Here is an 18,674-nt window from a genome sequence, read left to right as displayed (position 1 = left end):
GCCTTTAACTGTCCATGAAGGCAACTAAAACCCAAAGGACATTCACACTTTTGGCAAGGAGCCGCGCATGATCGGCGAAGGACAACCCGCCCCCGACTTTACCCTGCCCCGCGATGGCGGCGGCGAGGTCAGCCTCTCTGCACTTCGCGGCCAAAAGGTGGTGCTCTATTTCTACCCCAAGGATGATACACCCGGCTGCACGACCGAGGCGCTGGATTTCACTGCCCGCGCGCAGGAATTTGATGCAGCAGGCGCCGTCGTGATCGGCATTTCCAAGGATAGCGTCGCAAAGCACGACAAGTTCGTGAAGAAGCATGCGCTTGGCATCATGCTTGCCTCGGACGAGCACGGCACCACTTGCGAGGACTATGGGGTGTGGGTCGAGAAAAGCATGTACGGCAAGACCTACATGGGGATCGACCGCTCGACCTTTCTGATCGACGCCGAGGGCCGGATCGCGCGTATCTGGCGCAAGGTCAAGGTGGCCGATCACGCAGCCGAAGTGCTTGAGGCCGCGAAGTCCGCATGACGGCACGGACCCTCACAGACATGGCGGTGGAGGTGCTGTCCACCGCCGATGGGCGCGCGAAGTGCGAAATCTCGCGCCAGCATGCCGAAACGTGGTTTGCCGCACGCGCGTCGGGTGCAGCGCTTCCTGTGGGAACCGCCTTCCCGCCCGACCATCCAGCGCGCCCCGCAAAGCCCGAACTCTTGCCGCCCCGCGATGTGCCGCGTCGCCGCCCCGGCAGCCCGGCCGGGCGCGCAGCACTTCTGCACGCGGTGGCCCATATCGAACTGAATGCCGTAGATCTTCACTGGGACATCATCGCGCGCTTTGGGCATATTCCCATGCCACCCGGCTTCTATGACGACTGGGTCAAGGCCGCGGCCGAAGAGTCGCGCCACTTCAACCTGATCTGCGATTGCCTCGAATCCATGGGCAGCCACTACGGCGCCCTGCCCGCGCATGCTGGCATGTGGCGGGCCGCATCCGACACCGTGGACGATCTGTTCGGCAGGCTTGCCGTCGTGCCCATGGTGCTTGAGGCGCGCGGCCTGGATGTGACGCCCGGCATGATCGAGATCTTCCGCAAAGCGGGCGAGGATGGCGCGGTTAAGGCGCTTGAGGTGATCTATGCCGAGGAAGTGGGCCATGTCGCCTATGGCTCAAAGTGGTTCAACTGGCTCTGCGGGCGCGACGGGCTGGATCCCAAGGACGTGTTCCATGATCTGGTCCGCCGCTACTTCCACGGCGCCCTGAAGCCTCCGTTCAACGAGGAGAAGCGTGCCGAGGCCGGGATTCCCCCCGATTTCTATTGGCCGCTCGCCGATGGACAAGAGGCCCAGGCCGACGCCTGATCGGCAGGATGTTGCCGAATGCCGCATGGGAACCGCCCATTCGCACACCGGTTGTGCCCAAAACAGTTGCAGCCGCCCCGCCGTGGCCATTAATCACGTCCCCATCAGGCTTCTGCCATGTGCAGGCCGCGATGCCGGGGCGGTCGACTGACGTCCGCCGGATGCGGCAGACAGAAGGGAAGACCGCCTCTTGCTCACACGCCTCGCCTATCGGATCCACACGACGCTGGAACGCTATCTGCCGGAACAGCGCCTGTTCCTGAAGTCGGAACATGCCACGCGCTTTGTCAGGCTGCGTCCGGCAACCCAGCTTCTTCTGCTCGTCGGTGGCGGGGCCCTGATCACCTGGACCTTCCTTGCGTCGTCGATCCTGCTGATGGCAGGGCTTTCCGCAGGCTCGGACCGCGATCAGGCCCGCGTGCAGCAGGCGCTGTTCGAAGAGCGTCTGATCTCGCTCTCCAGCGACCGCGACCTCCGCGCGGATGAAGCCGTGCGCGCGCAGGAGCGCTTCAATCTCGCTCTGGACGAGGTCAGCCGGATGCAGACACGGCTTTTGGCCTCGGAAGATCGTCGCAAGGAGCTGGAGACCGGCATCGACGTGATTCAGAACACGCTGCGCCGCACGATCAAGGAACGCGACGAGGCGCGCGCGCTGGCCGCAAATGCCAATACGACGACCGCCGCGACCGAGGTCAGCCGCGTGAAAGATACCGTCGCCACGCTGGAAATCATGTCCTCGGCCCTGGGTCAGGCTGCCCGCGAACGCGACGAGATGGTCAAGCTCGCCGACGAAACCCGTGAGGACATGGCCGAAGTGCTCCGATCCAAGGAAGAGCTGGAACTGCGCAACGACGCGATCTTTGCCCGCCTTGAAGAGGCCGTCACCGTGTCGATGGAGCCGCTGGACAAGATGTTCCGCGAGGCCGGCATGTCGCCCGATGATCTGTTGAAACAGGTCCGGCGCGGCTATTCCGGCCAAGGTGGCCCGCTGACGCCGATCATCTCGACCAAAGGCACAGCCCCGACCCCGGACGAGATTCGCGCCAATGCCATTCTCGAGGGCTTTGACCGGATGAACATGTACCGGCTGGCCGCAGTGAAATCGCCCTTCTCGAACCCGATCCCGTCAGGCGCCTACCGCCTGACCTCGGGCTTTGGCTATCGCAGCGACCCCTTCCACGGCGGCGGGCGGATGCATGAGGGCATCGACTTTGCCGGAAGCTACGGCACCCCGATCAAGGCAACGGCCGATGGCACGGTGGTCAAGGCCGGATGGTCCAGCGGATATGGCCGGATGGTGCAGATCCGCCATGACTTTGGCCTCGAAACACTTTATGGTCATTTGTCGGAAATCCACGTCTCAGTCGGCCAAAAGGTATCGCGCGGCGACCTCATCGGTGATATGGGCAATTCAGGTCGGTCCACCGGCACCCATCTTCACTATGAGGTTCACGTCGGCGGACGCCCCGTCAATCCGATGACCTTCATCAAGGCAGCCAGCAATGTTTTCTAAAAGCCGAATCAATGAACCCGGTCCCAAGCAGGTTGAAGGGGACAAGGCAAAAGCGCCCGAGCTTCCCGCAACCAAGCCCGCCATGGATTTTGGCGGCGCGCCCGTGAAGGCCAAGCCCAATGCTTCGGTTCTCTCCTCTGATCTGACGGTGGTCGGCAATCTGAAGACGACCGGCGACATTCAGGTCGAAGGCACGGTCGAAGGCGACATCCGCGCCCATCTGCTGACCGTCGGCGAAACCGCCACCATCCGCGGTGAGATCGTGGCCGACGATATCGTCGTGAATGGCCGTGTGATCGGTCGTGTGCGCGGCCTGAAAGTTCGCCTGACATCGACCGCGCGCGTCGAAGGCGACATCATTCACAAGACCATCGCCATTGAATCGGGCGCCCATTTCGAGGGCTCGGTCCAGCGTCAGGACGACCCGCTGAACGGCGTGAAGGCAATCGCTGGCCCCAAGGCAGACTGACACTCTCAGCGTTGGTCAACAAGGCGCCCCTTGGGGCGCCTTTTGCGTTTCAGGACAGGCCAGATTTCAGGACAGGGCCCGCCGATACAGGTGCCATGTCGCATGACCGAACAGCGGCAGCACCACGAACAATCCCAGAAATGCCGGGATCATCGCAAGAAACAGCGCAGCCCCGATCAATGCGCCCCATGACAGCATCACGACCGGATTGTCCCGCACCAGCGCAAAGCTTGTCAGCATCGCGGTCACGAAATCCACCTCGCGATCCAGCAGCAGCGGCAGACTGACCACCGTCAGCGAAAAGAGCAGCGCGGCGAAGACCGCACCGATCGCCGTGCCGACGACCAGCATGGTCGCCCCCTGGGCCGTCCCAAAAACCGCCAGAGAGCTGGTGATGTTCGTCAGCGACGCTGTTCCCAGAAACAGCGCAAAGATCATGTGGGCAAGAAAGTTCCAGAATAGAAAGAAGATCACCACGACCGCAGCCATCGACGGGATCTGACGATCCTTTTGGCGGAAGATGACGCCGGCGATCTGTCCAAAGGTGAAGCTCTCCCCGGCCTCAAGCCTGCGCGAGATTTCGTAATACCCGCAGGCGATGAAAGGACCAAGGATCGGAAACCCCGCCGAGGCAGGCAAGGTCCACCATAACTGCCCTTTGGCGGTCAGCGCCCAGGTGACCAGCCAGCCGCCCAGCACATAGACCAGCGCGAATGCGAAATCGATGATCGGGGCGCGCAGGAAATCAGCCCAGCCCGCCCGCAGTGCATGCCGCAGATCGCCGAAGGTAACGTCATTAATTTCAGGAACCGCAGGCGCCCCTGCCTCGCTTGCCGACATGCCATCCTCCATAGCAGAGCGAAAGTTAAGCGCAGGATTCATCATCAGAAAAGATCTATCTGCCGCGCAGCCTTTCCCCAAGCACCGGCAAGCTGCCGCCGTTCACGCGGCTTTGCCCTTTTCCTTCCCGCGCAGCCCCATTACGTTGCGCCCAACCCAACCGAGGAGACCGAGGCGATGGCCGAGATCAAGGACCCCGAAAACACGATCATCATGACGCTGAAGGACGGCGTTGTCGTGATCGAACTGCTGGCCGATGTGGCCCCCAAGCACACCGAGCGCATGAAGACACTGGCCCGCGCCGGCAAGTACGACAACGTGGCATTCCACCGCGTGATCGAGGGCTTCATGGCCCAGACCGGCGATGTGGAGCACGCCAACATGGAAAGCCCGAACTACAATCCGCGCCGTTCGGGCACGGGTGGTTCAGACCTGCCAGACCTGCCTGCGGAATTCTCCAAACTGCCGCATGACCGTGGCACGCTTGGCGCCGCACGCTCGATGAACCCGAACTCGGCCAACAGCCAGTTCTTCATCAACTTCAAGGACAACCACTTCCTGAACGGGCAATACACGGTCTACGGCCGGGTGATCTCGGGCATGGAGGCTGTGGACAAGATCGCACGCGGCGAGCCGCCGGCTAACCCCGACCGCATGATCAGCGTCAAGGTGGCCGCCGATGTCGCGTAAACTGCTGCTCGCCGCCCTCGCACTTGTCGCAAGCCCTGTCTTCGCGCAAGAAGACGGCCCCGGCCCGAACCTGATCATTCAGGTGGATGGCGAGGCCAAGGGCGAGATTGTCATCGACCTTCTGTCTGATGTCGCCCCCAAGCATGTCGAACAGATCGTCACGCTCGCCAAAAGCGGCGCCTATGACGACGTGGTATTCCACCGCGTGATCGATGGATTCATGGCCCAGACCGGCGATGTACAATACGGCAAGGCTGGCGGAAACGAGATGGCCGGCATGGGCGGATCGGAGCTTCCCGACCTCGCCGCCGAGTTCTCTTCGGTCAGCTTTGATCGTGGCGTGGTCGGCATGGCACGCTCGATGGACCCCAACTCGGCCAACAGCCAGTTCTTCATCATGTTCGCGCCCGCCCCGCATCTGGACAACCAGTACACCGTGGTCGGCCGCGTGATCTCGGGCATGGATATCGTCGACACGATCAAGAAGGGCGCCGGCGGCAACGGCGAGGTGGAGACACCCGACCGCATGGTCAAGGTCACCGTTCAGGAATGACGCCGACCTCGGGGGCTTTGCGCCCCCGACCCCCCGCAAGATATTTGTTAAAAAGAGAAGACGCCCACGCGTTCTTCTTTTCCCAAATATCCTCAGGGGGTGAATTGGCCCAGAGGCCAAGAGGGGGCGCGAGCGCCCCCTTTTTCGTTCGTCAGTGGAGCGTCACCAGCGCGTGCCGCTTCTTGCCTGCCGTCAGCTTCATCGGCTCAACGAAGTCCGCTGCGTGGAACTTGTGACCAGCGTCCAGCACGGGATCGTCGTTCACCCGCGCCCCACCCTCGGCGATCAGGCGCTTGGCCTCTTTCCCCGAGGGTGCAAGGCCCGCCCGCACGAAGAGCTGCGCGACAGTGATGCCTTCGACCACGTCGGCGACACCAAGCGCGACCGTCGGCAGATCAGCCCCCACGCCACCTTTTTCGAATACCTCGCGCGCGGTCGCTTCAGCGGCAGCGGCGGCCTCGGCACCATGCAGCAGCGTGGTGACCGCATTGGCCAGGATGATCTTCGCCCCGTTGATCTCGGCCCCTGCAAGCGCGCCCAGACGGTTGCACTCGTCCACCGGAATATCAGTATAGAGCTTGAGGAACCGCCCGACATCGGCATCGGTCGTGTTGCGCCAGAACTGCCAGAATTCATAGGACGACAGCATGTCGCCGCGCAGCCACACCGCACCGCTGGCCGACTTGCCCATCTTGCGCCCGTCGCTGGTGGTAAGCAGTGGCGAGGTCAGACCGTAGATTTCCTTGTCGAGCACCCGGCGGGTCAGGTCGATCCCGTTGATGATGTTGCCCCACTGATCCGACCCGCCCATCTGCAACTGACAGCCATAGCGGCGGTGCAGTTCCAGGAAATCATAGGCCTGCAGGATCATGTAGTTGAATTCCAGGAACGATAGGCTCTGCTCGCGATCGAGCCGCGATTTCACGGACTCGAACGACAGCATGCGGTTCACGCTGAAATGCCGCCCGATATCGCGCAGGAAATCGAGGTAGTTCAGGCTATCCAGCCATTCGGCATTGTTCAGCATGACGGCATCCGAGGCCCCGTCACCGTAAGACAGGTAACGCGCGAAGACCTGCTTCATGCCCGCGATGTTCTCATCGATCTTTTCCGGCGTGAGCAGCGGGCGTTCCTCGCTGCGGAAGCTGGGATCGCCAACCTTCGTCGTGCCGCCGCCCATCAGAGTGATCGGCTTGTGCCCGGTCTTTTGCAGCCAGCGGAGCATCATGATGTTCAGCAGGTGACCCACATGCAGCGAGGCGGCAGTGGCGTCATAGCCGATATAAGCTGGCACCACCCCTTTGACCAAAGCTTCGTCCAGCCCTTGATAATCGGTGCAGTCGGCAAGGTAGCCGCGCTCGATCATCACGCGCATGAAGTCGGATTTCGGGTGGTAGGTCATCTCTCTCTCGTGTTTTATGACGCAGAAAGCCGTATAACGATGCGGTCGGCCAAGGGAAAGTGCTTTGGGGGCAACCATGCAGAAGGCAGAGCCGATCTGGGCACTGGGAGCCATGTCAGGCACCTCGCTTGACGGGGTTGATGCGGCCATGGTGCTGACCGATGGCGAACGCATCCTCGACCTCGGCGAATCCGCCTATCGACCCTATGACGAGGAAGAGCAGGCGATTCTGCGCGCAGCGCTGGGCCATTGGCCGGGCGCACCAGAGGTAGAGGCGGCGGCCGAGGTGGTCGAGGCGGCCCATGCCGAACTGATGTCACAGTTCGGGTCGGCAGCACTCGTCGGCTTTCACGGGCAGACACTGGCGCATGACCCCGCCCATGGCCGCACCCATCAGGCAGGATCCGGCGCAGTTCTGGCCGAGGTTCTGGGCGTGCCCGTGGTCTGGGACTTTCGCAGCAGCGACGTGGCCCTTGGCGGACAGGGGGCGCCACTCGTGCCGTTCTTTCACTTCGCCCTCGCTCGCCGCCTCGGGGCCGAGGCACCGCTTGCGTTCCTCAACCTTGGGGGTGTCGGCAATGTCACGTGGGTCGATCCCCGCTGCGCGCGGGCCGAGGATGACGGCGCATGCCTTGCCTTCGACACGGGCCCCGCGAACGCCCCGATCAACGACCTGATGCGCGCGCGCCGCGGTGAAATGCGCGACGACGCCGGCGCGCTGGCCGCAACAGGTACCGCTGATGCTGCTATTGTGGCCGAGTTCCTGAAGCATCCCTATTTCTTCCGCATGCCGCCCAAGTCGCTTGATCGTGACGACTTTGCAGGACTTCTGGAGGCGGTCGCAGAACTTTCCGATGCCGATGCGGCAGCGACCCTTACCCGCGCCGCAGCCGAATCTGTCGCGCGCGCGTTCGAGCATTTCCCTGCCCCGGTCTCGCGCGTGCTGGTCTGCGGTGGTGGGCGACACAACGCCACGCTGATGCGCGATCTGGCAGCGCTCCTGCCCTGCCCGGTCGAGGCCGTGGAAGCGGCCGGGCTGAACGGTGACATGATCGAGGCGCAGGCATTTGCCTATCTCGCCGTGCGTGTGGCCCGTGGGCTTCCCACCTCGGGCCCGTCAACGACAGGCGTTCCGGCGCTGGTTGGTGGCGGCAGGATCTCTACCCCCGGCACTTGACTGCGCTCAGACCCGTCTCTGACGAAACATGCCGGCGCTATAGACGATGAGCGCTGCCCAGATCAGCGGGAAAGCGATCATCTTGGCGGTGCCGAAGGGTTCGCCAAAGACAAAGACCGCGACGAGAAAGATCAGTGTGGGTGAGACGTATTGCAGGATCGCAATCGTCGAAAGCCGCAGGAGCTTGGCCCCGTTGGCATAAAGGATCAGCGGGATTGCCGTCACTACGCCCGCGCAGGCCAGAAGCACCGTGTCGACCGGATGACCGGCCATGAAACGGGCATTGCCCGTCAACTGCGCCCAGATCACATAGCCGATTGCCACGGGCAACAGGATCAGCACTTCCAGCATGAAGCCCTGATTGGGGCCGATCGGAAGCTGCTTCTTGGCAAAGGCATATGCGGCCCATGACAGTGTCATGCCAAGCGCGAGAACCGGCAAGGTTCCTGCCTCCCACGTCAGGACGGCGACGGCGAGCGCAGCAAGCGCAATGGCCAGCAACTGCAGACGGTTCAGCGGCTCACGCAGGACGATTGCGCCGACACCAATCGAGACGAGCGGATTGATGTAATACCCAAGGGCTGCATCCAGCGCGAAGCCGTGTTGCACAGCCCAGACATAGATGCCCCAGTTGCACACGATCAGCGCGGCCGTCAGCGCGCCCATGGCAAGCATGCGCGGATTGCCCATCGCCACACGCAAATCGTTGGTGCGCCCAAGCCAGATCAGGATCAGCCCGGCCACCGGCACCGACCAGATCACGCGATGCGCCAGAACCTCAAGCACCGGCACATCAGAGAGCGCCTTCATGTAAAGCGGCAGGAACCCCCACAGCACATAGGCAGTCAGCGCGAAGGCAAGTCCGCGGGGCGAGTCCGTATTCTCTGTCGGGGCGGCGATCTGGCTCATGCGCAATTGCCTAAGCTTTCACCACGGCCGAGACCACGGCTATCTTGTCCCGGTCACAATTTCGGCCGACGAGGCAGGGGGTCATCAGGCAAGGGCGCATCCCGCCACGCGCCGGGCGACAGGCCATCCAGCGACCACTCTCCCACCCGCAGGCGGATCAGGCGCAAGGTGGGATACCCCACGGCGGCTGTCATGCGGCGGACCTGACGGTTGCGCCCCTCGCGGATCGTAAGTTCGACCCAGCTGTCGGGCACGGACTGGCGCACGCGGATCGGCGGGTCGCGCGGCCAGAGCCAATCCGGCGCGGGCACCGCGCGCACCTCGGCCGGGCGAGTCGGTCCGTCGTTCAAGGTGACCCCCGCCCGCAGCCGCGCCAAAGCGGCGGCGTCAGGCACGCCTTCGACCTGCACCAGGTAGGTCTTGGCCATCTTGTGCGCAGGGTCCGCGATGCGGGCCTGCAGGCGCCCGTCGTCCGTCAGCAGCACCAGCCCTTCGCTGTCACGGTCAAGCCTGCCTGCCGGATAGACACCCTTGACCGGCAACACGTCCGAGAGCGTCCGGCGCGCGGTCCCGACCGTGCCCTTGTCGGTGAACTGACAAAGCATATCATAAGGTTTGTTCAGAAGGATCAGCCGCGCCATCCCCGATGAATAGCCCGGAAACCTGTGGCTCCGAAAGGGGTGCTGTCTGCCCCCCTCGGCGCGTGCCGCGCCTCACCCCCCGAGGATATTTGGGAAAAGAAGAAGGCTGACGCCTGGGCGCCAACTTTCCGTTGCCTCGATATGGTTGACGTCAGAGGAACTTCGGCCGAAACAGGGGCAACAGATGCGAGGAGGACCGGATGGCCTGGAAGACGCTTGACGACATGGATCTGAACGGGAAGGTCGTTCTGACCCGGGTGGACATCAACGTACCGATGGAAAACGGCGTTGTTACCGATGCGACACGGATCGAGAAGATCGTGCCGACCGTCAATGACATTCTGTCCAAGGGCGGCAAACCTGTGCTTCTGGCGCATTTCGACCGGCCAAAGGGCAAGGTCGTGCCAGAGATGAGCCTTTCACGCGTCGCCCCGGCACTGGAGACGGCGCTTGGCCGCAAGGTGGTGTTTGGTGCGGATTGCGTGGGTGAGGTCGCAAGGGCGGCGATCGCCTCGGCCGGCGTCGGCGAAGTTGTATTGCTTGAGAACACCCGCTTCCATCCGGGCGAGGAAAAGAACGACGCCGGTCTGGCGCAACAGATGGCAGATCTGGGCGATGTCTATGTGAATGACGCCTTCTCGGCCGCGCACCGCGCCCATGCCTCGACCGCCGGTATCGCGCATCTGCTGCCCGCAGCGGCAGGCCGGCTGATGGAAGCAGAGCTGAAGGCGCTGGAGGCAGCACTCGGCACCCCGCTGCGCCCGGTGGTGGCGGTCGTCGGCGGCGCCAAGGTATCCACGAAGCTCGACCTTCTGGGCAATCTGGTCGGCAAGGTCGATCATCTGGTGATCGGCGGGGGTATGGCCAACACCTTCCTCGTCGCCAAGGGCATCGAGGTGGGCAAGAGCCTTGCCGAACGCGACATGGCCGATACCGCGCGTGAAATCCTTGCCAAGGCCGAGGCTGCAGGCTGCCGCATTCACTTGCCCATCGATGTTGTGGTCGCACGTGAATTCAAGGCAGGGGCCGCCAATGAGACGGTCGCGGCGGATGCCTGTCCGGCCGATGCCATGATCCTCGATGCGGGTCCGGCCACGGTGGCCGAGATCGCAAAGGTCTTTGGTGAGGCCAAGACCCTGATCTGGAACGGCCCGCTGGGCGCGTTCGAGATCGAACCCTTCGATGCCGCGACCAACGCCGCCGCACGCCGTGCGGCAGAGCTGACCAAGGCTGGCGGGCTGGTCTCCGTTGCCGGAGGCGGTGATACGGTTGCAGCACTGAACAAGGCCAATGCCGCAGACAGCTTCAGCTTCATCTCTACCGCCGGCGGCGCTTTCCTCGAGTGGATGGAAGGCAAGGAACTTCCGGGCGTTGCAGCCCTGATGGGGTGACAGGAGAAAACGAAACCCGCGCAATCTTGCGCGGGTTTCCGATTGTCTGCCTGTGCAGGCCGCCTGATCAGGCGCCAAAGAATTCGCTGTAGGACCGGATGCGGTTCGCAAGCTGGGCTGGATCGGCAATATCGCCCACGAAAATATCGTTGGCGCCAAAGTCGATCAGGATGCCGCCCTCAAGCACTTGTCCAAAGTCGGCGACAATATCTTCCGCCGTCCGACCGCCTGCGAAAAAGCTGTCGTCCAGAACAAGCGAATCCTCGGTCGTGAAGAGGTGGATTCGGTCCTGACCAAACCCCGGGCGGAAGACGAAGACGTCTTCGCCCTCCATCCCGCGCAACGAGTCGTTGCCCGCACCGCCGATCAGGGTGTCGTTACCCTTGCCCCCGACCAGAAGATCGTGGCCCGCATCGCCGCGCAGGGTGTCATCGCCGGTCTCGCCGCGCAGCTGATCGGCGCCTGTACCGCCCAGCAACCCGTCGTTGTCGCCGTCGCCCTCCAGCAGGTCACGGCCCGCGTCGCCCCGCAGGACATCCCCATCATCCGCGCCGAACAGACGGTCATTTCCCCGACCACCGAAGAGACTGTCGGCAAAGGCGCCGCCGAAGAGCCGGTCATCTCCGTCGAAGCCATCGATCCGGTCACGCCATCTGGACCCTGCGATCCAGTCGTCCCCGGAAAAGATCGTCGCGAAGAGTTCGGCACCGGTGCTCTCCTGAAGCAGGTCGAGCAGATCCTGCGCGTCATAGCCAAGCTCACGGATCGTGAAGACCGGGCGGCGGACGGCCACACCGTCGATCGTGTTCATCACCTCCAGCCGGATCGTGTCGATCGTGCCGGTCGCTTCGCCGTTGCGATAGTCAAAGTCGCCCAGAAGACGCAGTTTGTTGCCCCCAAAGTCGATCAGCAAACCCTTGTCGCCCTGCTTGACGATGTCACCAGCCAGAGCGCCGTCATACCGATCAAGTTCAAGCCCCTGACGAATGAACTTGGTCGTCGCAGAAATGGTCATCCTTAAATCCCCGGTCACATACAGCAGGCCAGCGCCAGCCCCGCACAATTCGACAGGACAATGGCTGCCCGCTTGTAACGGCGCAATCCGCATTACGTTTCAACACGATGGAAAACGGCAAGCAGAAGCAGCGCGGTGACAGTGAACATCCAATGTCCATGCCGCCTGCCGTACGGTAAGGGACAGATTGTTTCCAACCCTGCACGTTAGCGCTATCAAAGTTGCGTGATCCCGGCACTTTGGCTAGGGCATCACTGGTTCACGCCAGTATGGCGCGGCCTCCGAACAGGCCGGACCCGAACCGACAGTTTGACAAAGGAGCATTCCTCATGCGCGCCACCAAGCAGGTGCAGAAAATCCTGAGCTATTACGAAGGTGAGAATGCGGGGGTGAAGGGCAACCTCTGCCGTATGCTCATGGAGGGCAAGCTGGGCGGCACTGGCAAGATGATCATCCTGCCGGTCGATCAGGGTTTCGAACATGGCCCCGCGCGCAGCTTTGCGCCGAATCCGGCCGGCTATGACCCGCACTATCACTATCAACTCGCGATTGACGCAGGTCTTTCCGCCTATGCTGCACCGCTTGGCCCGCTGGAGGCTGGCGCCGATACCTATGCCGGCCAGATCCCCACGATCCTGAAGGTCAACAGCGCCAACAGCCTGATGAGCGAGACCGCCGGCAAGAATCAGGCCATCACCGCCAGCGTCGATGACGCGCTGCGCCTTGGCTGCGCGGCCATCGGCTTTACGATCTATCCGGGCTCGGACTGCGCGCTCGACATGTTCGAAGAGATCGTGGAGATGCGCAAGGAAGCGGCCTCCAAGGGGATCGCCACGGTGATCTGGTCCTATCCGCGCGGTGAGGCGGTGACCAAGGATGGAGAGACGGCCGTCGACGTGGCAGCCTATGCCGCCCATATCGCGGCCCTGCTGGGTGCGCATATCATCAAGATCAAACTGTCGACCGACCATCTGATGCAGCCCGAGGCCAAGAAGGTCTACGAAAAGCAAGAGATCGACATCTCGACCCTTGCTGCGCGGGTGAAGCACTGCGTCCAGGCCAGCTTCAATGGCCGCCGGATCATCGTCTTCTCGGGCGGCGCAGCCAAAGGCGCAGATGCGGTTTACGACGATGCGCGGGCGATTCTCGCCGGCGGCGGCAACGGCTCCATCATCGGGCGCAACAGCTTCCAGCGCTCGCGCGAGGATGCCCTGGCGATGCTTGGCAAGCTGGTCGACATCTACAAGGGCAAGGCCTGATCCAGATCGAAGGGGCGGCGCATGGCGCTGCCCCTTTACCTTTCGCAACAGGGCGCGAAAAATCGTGGCGCCTAGAAATATTGCGAATTCCCAAGCATCTTCCTGCATGGCATAGTCCGTTCCAACGCCCCCGCGGATGAGGGGTGAGGTTTGAGCCGAGCATGAAGACCCAACGCTTTTCGATTGCCAGTCTGATGATCTTTGCCCTTGCCCTTGTGCTTGGGTTCTACTTCGCATTTGCTGCCGTTCAGGGCGACTTTGGCGTCTTTCGCCGCGTGCAAATCAAGGCAGAGGCAGCGCAACTTGTTGCTGAACGCGACCGGCTGAAGGCTGAACTCGAAGAACTGAACAATCGCACCTATCGGCTGTCAGACGCCTATCTCGACCTCGATCTGCTGGATGAACAGGTGCGCGAAGTGCTGGGCTATATCCGCGCCGATGAGATTGTGATCCGCTGATACTTCACGAGACGCCTGCCCTCGGATCACGGCGGCAACTCCTGTAACTCGACCCCATAGACCTTGCCGCGCTGCGGCGAGAGTTTTCCTTGCGTCAGCCCTTATTTCTCCGATAAAGTGCCGATAGTTTAACGCTGAACTATCTGCACCACGGGAGGGAGCCGCATGGCCACCAGGAAGGCGCCGGAGAGACCCAATGTCTCGAAAGAGGAACTTCTCAAGTATTACCGCGAGATGCTGCTGATCCGACGGTTCGAGGAGAAGGCAGGCCAGCTTTACGGCATGGGTCTGATCGGCGGTTTCTGCCACCTTTACATCGGGCAGGAAGCGGTCGTCGTGGGGCTTGAGGCCGCGACGAAGGACGGCGACAAGCGCCTGACCTCGTACCGTGACCACGGCCATATGCTGGCCTGCGGCATGGACCCCAAGGGGGTGATGGCGGAACTGACCGGGCGCATCGGCGGCTATTCCAAGGGCAAAGGCGGCTCGATGCACATGTTCAGCCGCGAGAAGCATTTCTACGGCGGCCACGGTATCGTCGGCGCGCAGGTTCCGCTTGGCGCGGGCCTTGCCTTCTCTGACTGGTACAAGGGCAACGACAACGTCACCTTCACCTATTTCGGCGACGGTGCGGCCAACCAGGGTCAGGTCTATGAGACCTACAACATGGCGGAACTCTGGGGCCTTCCGGTGATCTTTGTCATCGAGAACAACCAGTATGCCATGGGCACCAGCATGAAGCGCGCCACCAAGTCGGCTACGCTCTATGGCCGTGGCCTCGCCTATGGCATTCCGGGCGAGCAGGTTGACGGCATGGATGTTCTGGCCGTGAAGGCCGCCGCCGAAAAGGCCATCGCGCACTGCCGCGCAGGCAAGGGTCCGTATATCCTTGAGATGATGACCTACCGCTATCGCGGTCACTCGATGTCCGACCCGGCCAAATACCGGACGCGCGAAGAGGTCGAGAAGATCAAGACCGAGAAGGACTGCATCGAGCATATCCGCGACCTGCTGACGCAAGGTGGCCTCGCCTCGGACGAGGATCTGAAGGCCATCGACCGCGAGATCAAGGCCATCGTGAATGAGGCCGCCGAGTTCTCGAAAGAAAGCCCCGAGCCCGCGCTGAGCGAGCTTTGGACCGACATTTACGCCTAAGGGAGGGGAAAGACATGGCAACTCAGGTACTTATGCCCGCGCTTTCGCCGACCATGGAGGAAGGCACGCTGGCCAAATGGCTGGTGAAGGAAGGCGACACCGTCAAATCCGGCCAGATCATCGCCGAGATCGAAACGGACAAGGCCACGATGGAGTTCGAGGCCGTCGATGAAGGCATCGTCGGCAAGATCCTCGTCGCCGAAGGCTCGGCGGGCGTGAAGGTGAACACCCCCATCGCCGTTCTGGTCGAGGAAGGCGAAAGCGCCGATGCGGCCCCCGCTGCCGCGGCCCCTGCCCCTGCGGCGGCTGCCGCGCCTGCACCGGTTGCGGCGGCTGCCGCCCCTGCGGCGCCGGTCGCTGTTGTCTCCAAGGCCTCGCCCGATTGGGCCGAAGGCACGCCGATGAAGACGATGACCGTGCGGGAAGCCCTGCGCGAGGCCATGGCCGAGGAAATGCGCGGCAATGGCAATGTCTTCCTCATGGGTGAGGAAGTTGGCGAATATCAAGGCGCCTACAAGATCAGCCAAGGTCTGCTAGACGAGTTCGGCCCCAAGCGCGTCATCGACACGCCGATCACCGAGCACGGCTTTGCCGGTATCGCGGTTGGTGCGGCCTGGGGTGGTCTGAACCCGATTGTGGAGTTCATGACCTTCAACTTCGCGATGCAGGCGATTGACCACATCGTGAACTCGGCCGCCAAGACCAATTACATGTCCGGCGGCCAGCTGGGTTGCCCGATCGTGTTCCGTGGCCCCAATGGCGCCGCCGCCCGCGTGGGCGCACAGCACAGCCAGGACTATGCCGCATGGTACGCCGCGCTGCCGGGCCTGAAGGTGGTGATGCCCTATTCGGCAGCCGACGCCAAAGGCCTGCTGAAACAGGCAATCCGCGACCCGAACCCCGTGATCTTCCTTGAAAACGAGATCCTTTATGGACGCTCGTTCGAGGTGCCGGACCTGGCCGATTTCACCATCCCCTTCGGCAAGGCCCGTGTCTGGCGCGAGGGCACGGATGTGACCATCATCAGCTTCGGCATCGGCATGACCTATGCACTGGAGGCTGCCGACAAACTGGCTGCCGATGGAATCAGCGCCGAGGTCATCGACCTGCGCACGCTGCGGCCCATCGACTATGACACCGTGCTGGCCAGCGTGATGAAGACCAACCGCTGCGTGACGGTGGAAGAGGGCTTCCCGGTGGGGTCCATCGGCAACCATCTGTCGGCAGTGATCATGGAACGCGCCTTCGACTATCTGGACGCCCCCGTGATCAACCTGTGCGGCAAGGACGTGCCGATGCCCTATGCGGCCAACCTTGAGAAACTTGCGCTGGTGACGACCGCCGAAGTGGTCGATGCCGTGAAATCCGTCTGCTATCGCTGAGGGTCCAGGACATGGCAATTCAAGTACTGATGCCCGCTCTTTCGCCCACGATGGAGGAAGGCACGCTGGCCAAATGGCTGGTGAAGGAAGGCGACGAGGTGAAATCCGGTCAGGTCCTCGCCGAGATCGAAACCGACAAGGCCACGATGGAGTTCGAGGCCGTCGATGAAGGCGTGATCGGCAAGATCCTTGTGGCTGAGGGCACCGCCGGGGTGAAAGTGAACACCCCGATCGCGGTCCTTCTGGAAGATGGCGAGGATGCCTCGGCGGCGGCGGCGACCCCTGCTGCCGCGCCCGCTGCCCCGGCAGCCCCGGCTGCGGTGGCGGCACCCGCTGCGGCGTCGGCAGCCCCAGCCCCGGCGGCCCCGGTTGCCGCTGGTGGCGCACGGGTCTTCGCCTCGCCGCTCGCCCGCCGGATCGCCGCCGAAAAGGGCCTCGATCTGACGGCGGTCAAGGGATCTGGCCCCCATGGCCGGATCGTGAAGGCGGATGTCGAGGGCGCGGTTGCCGCGCCCAAGGCTGCGCCCGCGGCGGCGGCTGCCGCTCCGGCTGCTGCCCCCGCTGCGGCTGCTGCCCCGTCGGCGCCGTCCGCGGATGCGGTCAAGAAGCTTTATGCCGACCGCGAGTACCAGGAGATCACCCTCGATGGCATGCGCCGCACGATCGCCGCACGTCTGACCGAGGCCAAGCAGACCATCCCGCACTTCTACCTCCGGCGCGAGGTGCAACTGGATACGCTGATGGCCTTCCGCGAGCAGCTGAACAAATCGCTCGAAGGTCGCGGCGTGAAGCTCTCGGTCAACGATTTCATCATCAAGGCCTGTGCGCTGGCCCTGCAAAAGGTTCCCGACTGCAATGCCGTCTGGGCGGGTGACCGGGTGCTGAAGATGAAGCCGTCGGACGTGGCTGTGGCTGTGGCCATTGAGGGCGGGCTGTTCACGCCAGTGCTGCGCGATGCCGACAAGAAGTCGCTCTCGGCACTGTCGGCCGAGATGAAGGACCTCGCCGGTCGTGCAAAGTCGAAGAAACTTGCCCCGCATGAATATCAGGGCGGCAGCTTTGCGATTTCGAACCTCGGGATGATGGGGATCGACAACTTCGACGCGGTGATCAACCCGCCGCAGGCATCGATCCTCGCCGTTGGTGCGGGTGTGAAGAAGCCCGTCGTCAACAAGGCAGGCGAGATTGTCGTGGCCACCGTGATGTCGATGACCCTGTCGGTGGATCACCGGGTGATCGATGGCGCACTTGGGGCCGAGTTCCTGAAGGCGATCATCGAGAACCTTGAAAACCCGATGACCATGCTCGCCTGAACGGCGCAACAACAGAAAGCCCCGGAGGAAACTCCGGGGCTTTTTTGTTTGTCTGTTAGGCTATTCGTCGCTTCGGTCACACTCATGAGCCGAGTGGATCCAACGCCCACCCTGATCGAGGCAACGGTCCCATTGTGTTTGAATGTACAGGTACCATAGTCCGAACCCTGCGAGGACATACAAGATCATCCTCAGGAGCAGTATTAAGGCTTTCAGTGTCGGTCCCGCCCCCTGTTACATCGACTATGGTCCACTAATCAGCGCTAAGTTTGGAGACGAGATATCTAAAACTGGCGCGCCCGTTCAGCAGTCGCAGTTCTTCAGTATCTGGTCCATGCTCATCGAGGGCTGCGAACACCCTGCCTCTCCGACCACCTTGGCCGGAACACCGGCGACAGTGGTCTTGGGCGGCACGTCGTGCAGCACGACCGATCCTGCCGCGATGCGTGAGCAGTGTCCGATGCGGATGTTACCCAGAACCTTGGCCCCTGCCCCGATCAACACGCCGTCGCCGATCTTGGGATGGCGGTCGCCATCTTCCTTGCCGGTGCCGCCAAGCGTGACCGAATGCAGCATCGAGACGTTGTCACCCACGACAGCTGTTTCACCGATCACGATGGAATGGGCGTGGTCGATCATGATGCCCTTACCCACACGGGCCGCCGGGTGGATATCGACGCCAAACACCTCGGACACGCGCATTTGCACGAAATACGCCATGTCCTGCCGACCTTGCCGCCACAGCCAGTGGCCGACGCGATAGGCCTGCACCGCCTGATAGCCCTTGAAGAACAGGATCGGCTGCAGGAACCGGTGGCATGCAGGGTCACGATCGAACACCGCCATGACATCGGCCCGCGCGGCCTGACCCAGTGAAGGGTCAGAGGAATAGGCCTCATCGGCGATCTCGCGCAGGATTTGTTCACTCATCTCGCCGCTCGCAAGCTTCAGCGAAAAGCGGTAGGCCAGCGCACGCTCCATTGTCGGGTGATGCAGCAGGCTGGAGTGTACCAAGCCGCCAAGCAATGGCTCGGCGGCAATGGCCGCGATTGCCTCTTCGCAGACGCGCGACCAGACAGGGTCAATCGCGGCGACTTTCTGTTTGATCTCGGCCATGGCTCGCTCCGTTGCGTCGTTACCTCGTATTA

At 62.6% G+C, this 18,674-nt stretch carries 19 protein-coding genes; 13 read left to right on the top strand and 6 right to left on the bottom strand.

All coding sequences use genetic code 11. The features are described 5' to 3' along the window. Positions 1–67 precede the first annotated feature (67 nt). From bcp to FQU74_RS07030, 4 genes are all read left to right on the top strand, one after another. Positions 68–529 carry a thioredoxin-dependent thiol peroxidase gene (gene bcp / locus FQU74_RS07045; protein ID WP_146285697.1) on the top strand — a complete coding sequence of 154 codons (462 nt, stop codon included), beginning with the start codon at positions 68–70 and terminating at the stop codon, positions 527–529. After that, positions 526–1,359 (top strand): ferritin-like domain-containing protein, encoded by an 834-nt coding sequence (locus FQU74_RS07040; protein WP_146285696.1) that lies wholly within the window; start codon positions 526–528, stop codon positions 1,357–1,359. The genes bcp and FQU74_RS07040 overlap by 4 nt, the downstream gene beginning before the upstream one ends. A 190-nt stretch (positions 1,360–1,549) precedes the next feature. Then, entirely contained in the window at positions 1,550–2,872 is a 1,323-nt protein-coding gene (locus FQU74_RS07035) for a M23 family metallopeptidase (RefSeq protein WP_146285695.1), read from the top strand. Next, positions 2,862–3,341 carry a bactofilin family protein gene (locus tag FQU74_RS07030; protein ID WP_146285694.1) on the top strand — a complete coding sequence of 160 codons (480 nt, stop codon included), beginning with the start codon at positions 2,862–2,864 and terminating at the stop codon, positions 3,339–3,341. The genes FQU74_RS07035 and FQU74_RS07030 overlap by 11 nt, the downstream gene beginning before the upstream one ends. Before the next feature lie 66 nt (positions 3,342–3,407). Here FQU74_RS07030 and FQU74_RS07025 read toward each other — a convergent pair whose 3' ends face one another. Beyond that, positions 3,408–4,181: a DUF2189 domain-containing protein gene (locus FQU74_RS07025; RefSeq protein ID WP_146285693.1), complete on the bottom strand. Its 774-nt coding sequence runs from the start codon at positions 4,179–4,181 to the stop codon at positions 3,408–3,410. A gap of 177 nt (positions 4,182–4,358) precedes the next feature. Here FQU74_RS07025 and FQU74_RS07020 point away from each other — a divergent pair, with 177 nt between their 5' ends. Continuing rightward, complete coding sequence (locus FQU74_RS07020; protein ID WP_146285692.1) at positions 4,359–4,871, top strand: peptidylprolyl isomerase; 513 nt, start codon at positions 4,359–4,361, stop codon at positions 4,869–4,871. Next, positions 4,861–5,424 carry a peptidylprolyl isomerase gene (locus FQU74_RS07015; protein WP_146285691.1) on the top strand — a complete coding sequence of 188 codons (564 nt, stop codon included), beginning with the start codon at positions 4,861–4,863 and terminating at the stop codon, positions 5,422–5,424. Before FQU74_RS07020 ends, FQU74_RS07015 begins: the two co-directional genes overlap by 11 nt. Positions 5,425–5,575: 151 nt before the next feature. On the opposite strand, the gene tyrS is transcribed toward FQU74_RS07015, so the two are convergent. Further along, positions 5,576–6,826 (bottom strand): tyrosine--tRNA ligase, encoded by a 1,251-nt coding sequence (gene tyrS, locus FQU74_RS07010; protein WP_146285690.1) that lies wholly within the window; start codon positions 6,824–6,826, stop codon positions 5,576–5,578. A 76-nt stretch (positions 6,827–6,902) separates the two neighbouring features. Here tyrS and FQU74_RS07005 point away from each other — a divergent pair, with 76 nt between their 5' ends. Further along, complete coding sequence (locus tag FQU74_RS07005; protein WP_146285689.1) at positions 6,903–8,003, top strand: anhydro-N-acetylmuramic acid kinase; 1,101 nt, start codon at positions 6,903–6,905, stop codon at positions 8,001–8,003. A gap of 6 nt (positions 8,004–8,009) precedes the next feature. Here FQU74_RS07005 and rarD read toward each other — a convergent pair whose 3' ends face one another. Together rarD and FQU74_RS06995 are read right to left on the bottom strand one after the other, a co-directional pair. After that, on the bottom strand, positions 8,010–8,912 hold the full coding sequence (gene rarD / locus FQU74_RS07000; protein WP_146285688.1) for an EamA family transporter RarD: 903 nt from the start codon (positions 8,910–8,912) through the stop codon (positions 8,010–8,012). Positions 8,913–8,965: 53 nt separating this feature from the next. Beyond that, positions 8,966–9,553 carry a pseudouridine synthase gene (locus FQU74_RS06995; protein WP_146285687.1) on the bottom strand — a complete coding sequence of 196 codons (588 nt, stop codon included), beginning with the start codon at positions 9,551–9,553 and terminating at the stop codon, positions 8,966–8,968. Between the two features lie 200 nt (positions 9,554–9,753). Here FQU74_RS06995 and FQU74_RS06990 point away from each other — a divergent pair, with 200 nt between their 5' ends. Continuing rightward, positions 9,754–10,944: a phosphoglycerate kinase gene (locus tag FQU74_RS06990; protein WP_146285686.1), complete on the top strand. Its 1,191-nt coding sequence runs from the start codon at positions 9,754–9,756 to the stop codon at positions 10,942–10,944. 67 nt (positions 10,945–11,011) lie between these two features. Here FQU74_RS06990 and FQU74_RS19695 read toward each other — a convergent pair whose 3' ends face one another. Next, entirely contained in the window at positions 11,012–11,959 is a 948-nt protein-coding gene (locus FQU74_RS19695; RefSeq protein WP_158635550.1) for a calcium-binding protein, read from the bottom strand. 329 nt (positions 11,960–12,288) lie between these two features. On the opposite strand from FQU74_RS19695, the gene FQU74_RS06980 reads away from it, so the two are divergent. The 5 genes from FQU74_RS06980 to FQU74_RS06960 all read left to right on the top strand — a co-directional run bounded on the left by FQU74_RS06980 (position 12,289) and on the right by FQU74_RS06960 (position 17,526). After that, positions 12,289–13,218 (top strand): class I fructose-bisphosphate aldolase, encoded by a 930-nt coding sequence (locus tag FQU74_RS06980; protein WP_146285684.1) that lies wholly within the window; start codon positions 12,289–12,291, stop codon positions 13,216–13,218. A 161-nt stretch (positions 13,219–13,379) separates the two neighbouring features. Continuing rightward, complete coding sequence (locus FQU74_RS06975; RefSeq protein WP_146285683.1) at positions 13,380–13,676, top strand: FtsB family cell division protein; 297 nt, start codon at positions 13,380–13,382, stop codon at positions 13,674–13,676. Positions 13,677–13,841: 165 nt separating this feature from the next. After that, positions 13,842–14,831 carry a pyruvate dehydrogenase (acetyl-transferring) E1 component subunit alpha gene (pdhA, locus tag FQU74_RS06970; RefSeq protein WP_146285682.1) on the top strand — a complete coding sequence of 330 codons (990 nt, stop codon included), beginning with the start codon at positions 13,842–13,844 and terminating at the stop codon, positions 14,829–14,831. 14 nt (positions 14,832–14,845) lie between these two features. After that, positions 14,846–16,213, top strand: a complete 1,368-nt coding sequence (locus FQU74_RS06965; protein ID WP_146285681.1) for a pyruvate dehydrogenase complex E1 component subunit beta — start codon at positions 14,846–14,848, stop codon at positions 16,211–16,213. An 11-nt stretch (positions 16,214–16,224) separates the two neighbouring features. Further along, entirely contained in the window at positions 16,225–17,526 is a 1,302-nt protein-coding gene (locus tag FQU74_RS06960; RefSeq protein ID WP_146285680.1) for a pyruvate dehydrogenase complex dihydrolipoamide acetyltransferase, read from the top strand. A 303-nt stretch (positions 17,527–17,829) separates the two neighbouring features. On the opposite strand, the gene cysE is transcribed toward FQU74_RS06960, so the two are convergent. Continuing rightward, a complete protein-coding gene (gene cysE, locus FQU74_RS06955; RefSeq protein WP_146285679.1) occupies positions 17,830–18,642 on the bottom strand; it encodes a serine O-acetyltransferase in 813 nt (270 codons plus the stop codon). Positions 18,643–18,674: the final 32 nt, after the last annotated feature.

Source organism: Gemmobacter aquaticus, from assembly GCF_007859075.1.
GTDB lineage: Bacteria > Pseudomonadota > Alphaproteobacteria > Rhodobacterales > Rhodobacteraceae > Gemmobacter > Gemmobacter aquaticus.
Note: the sequence above shows the minus strand (reverse complement) of the source record. Positions and strands in the feature narration are given on the sequence as shown.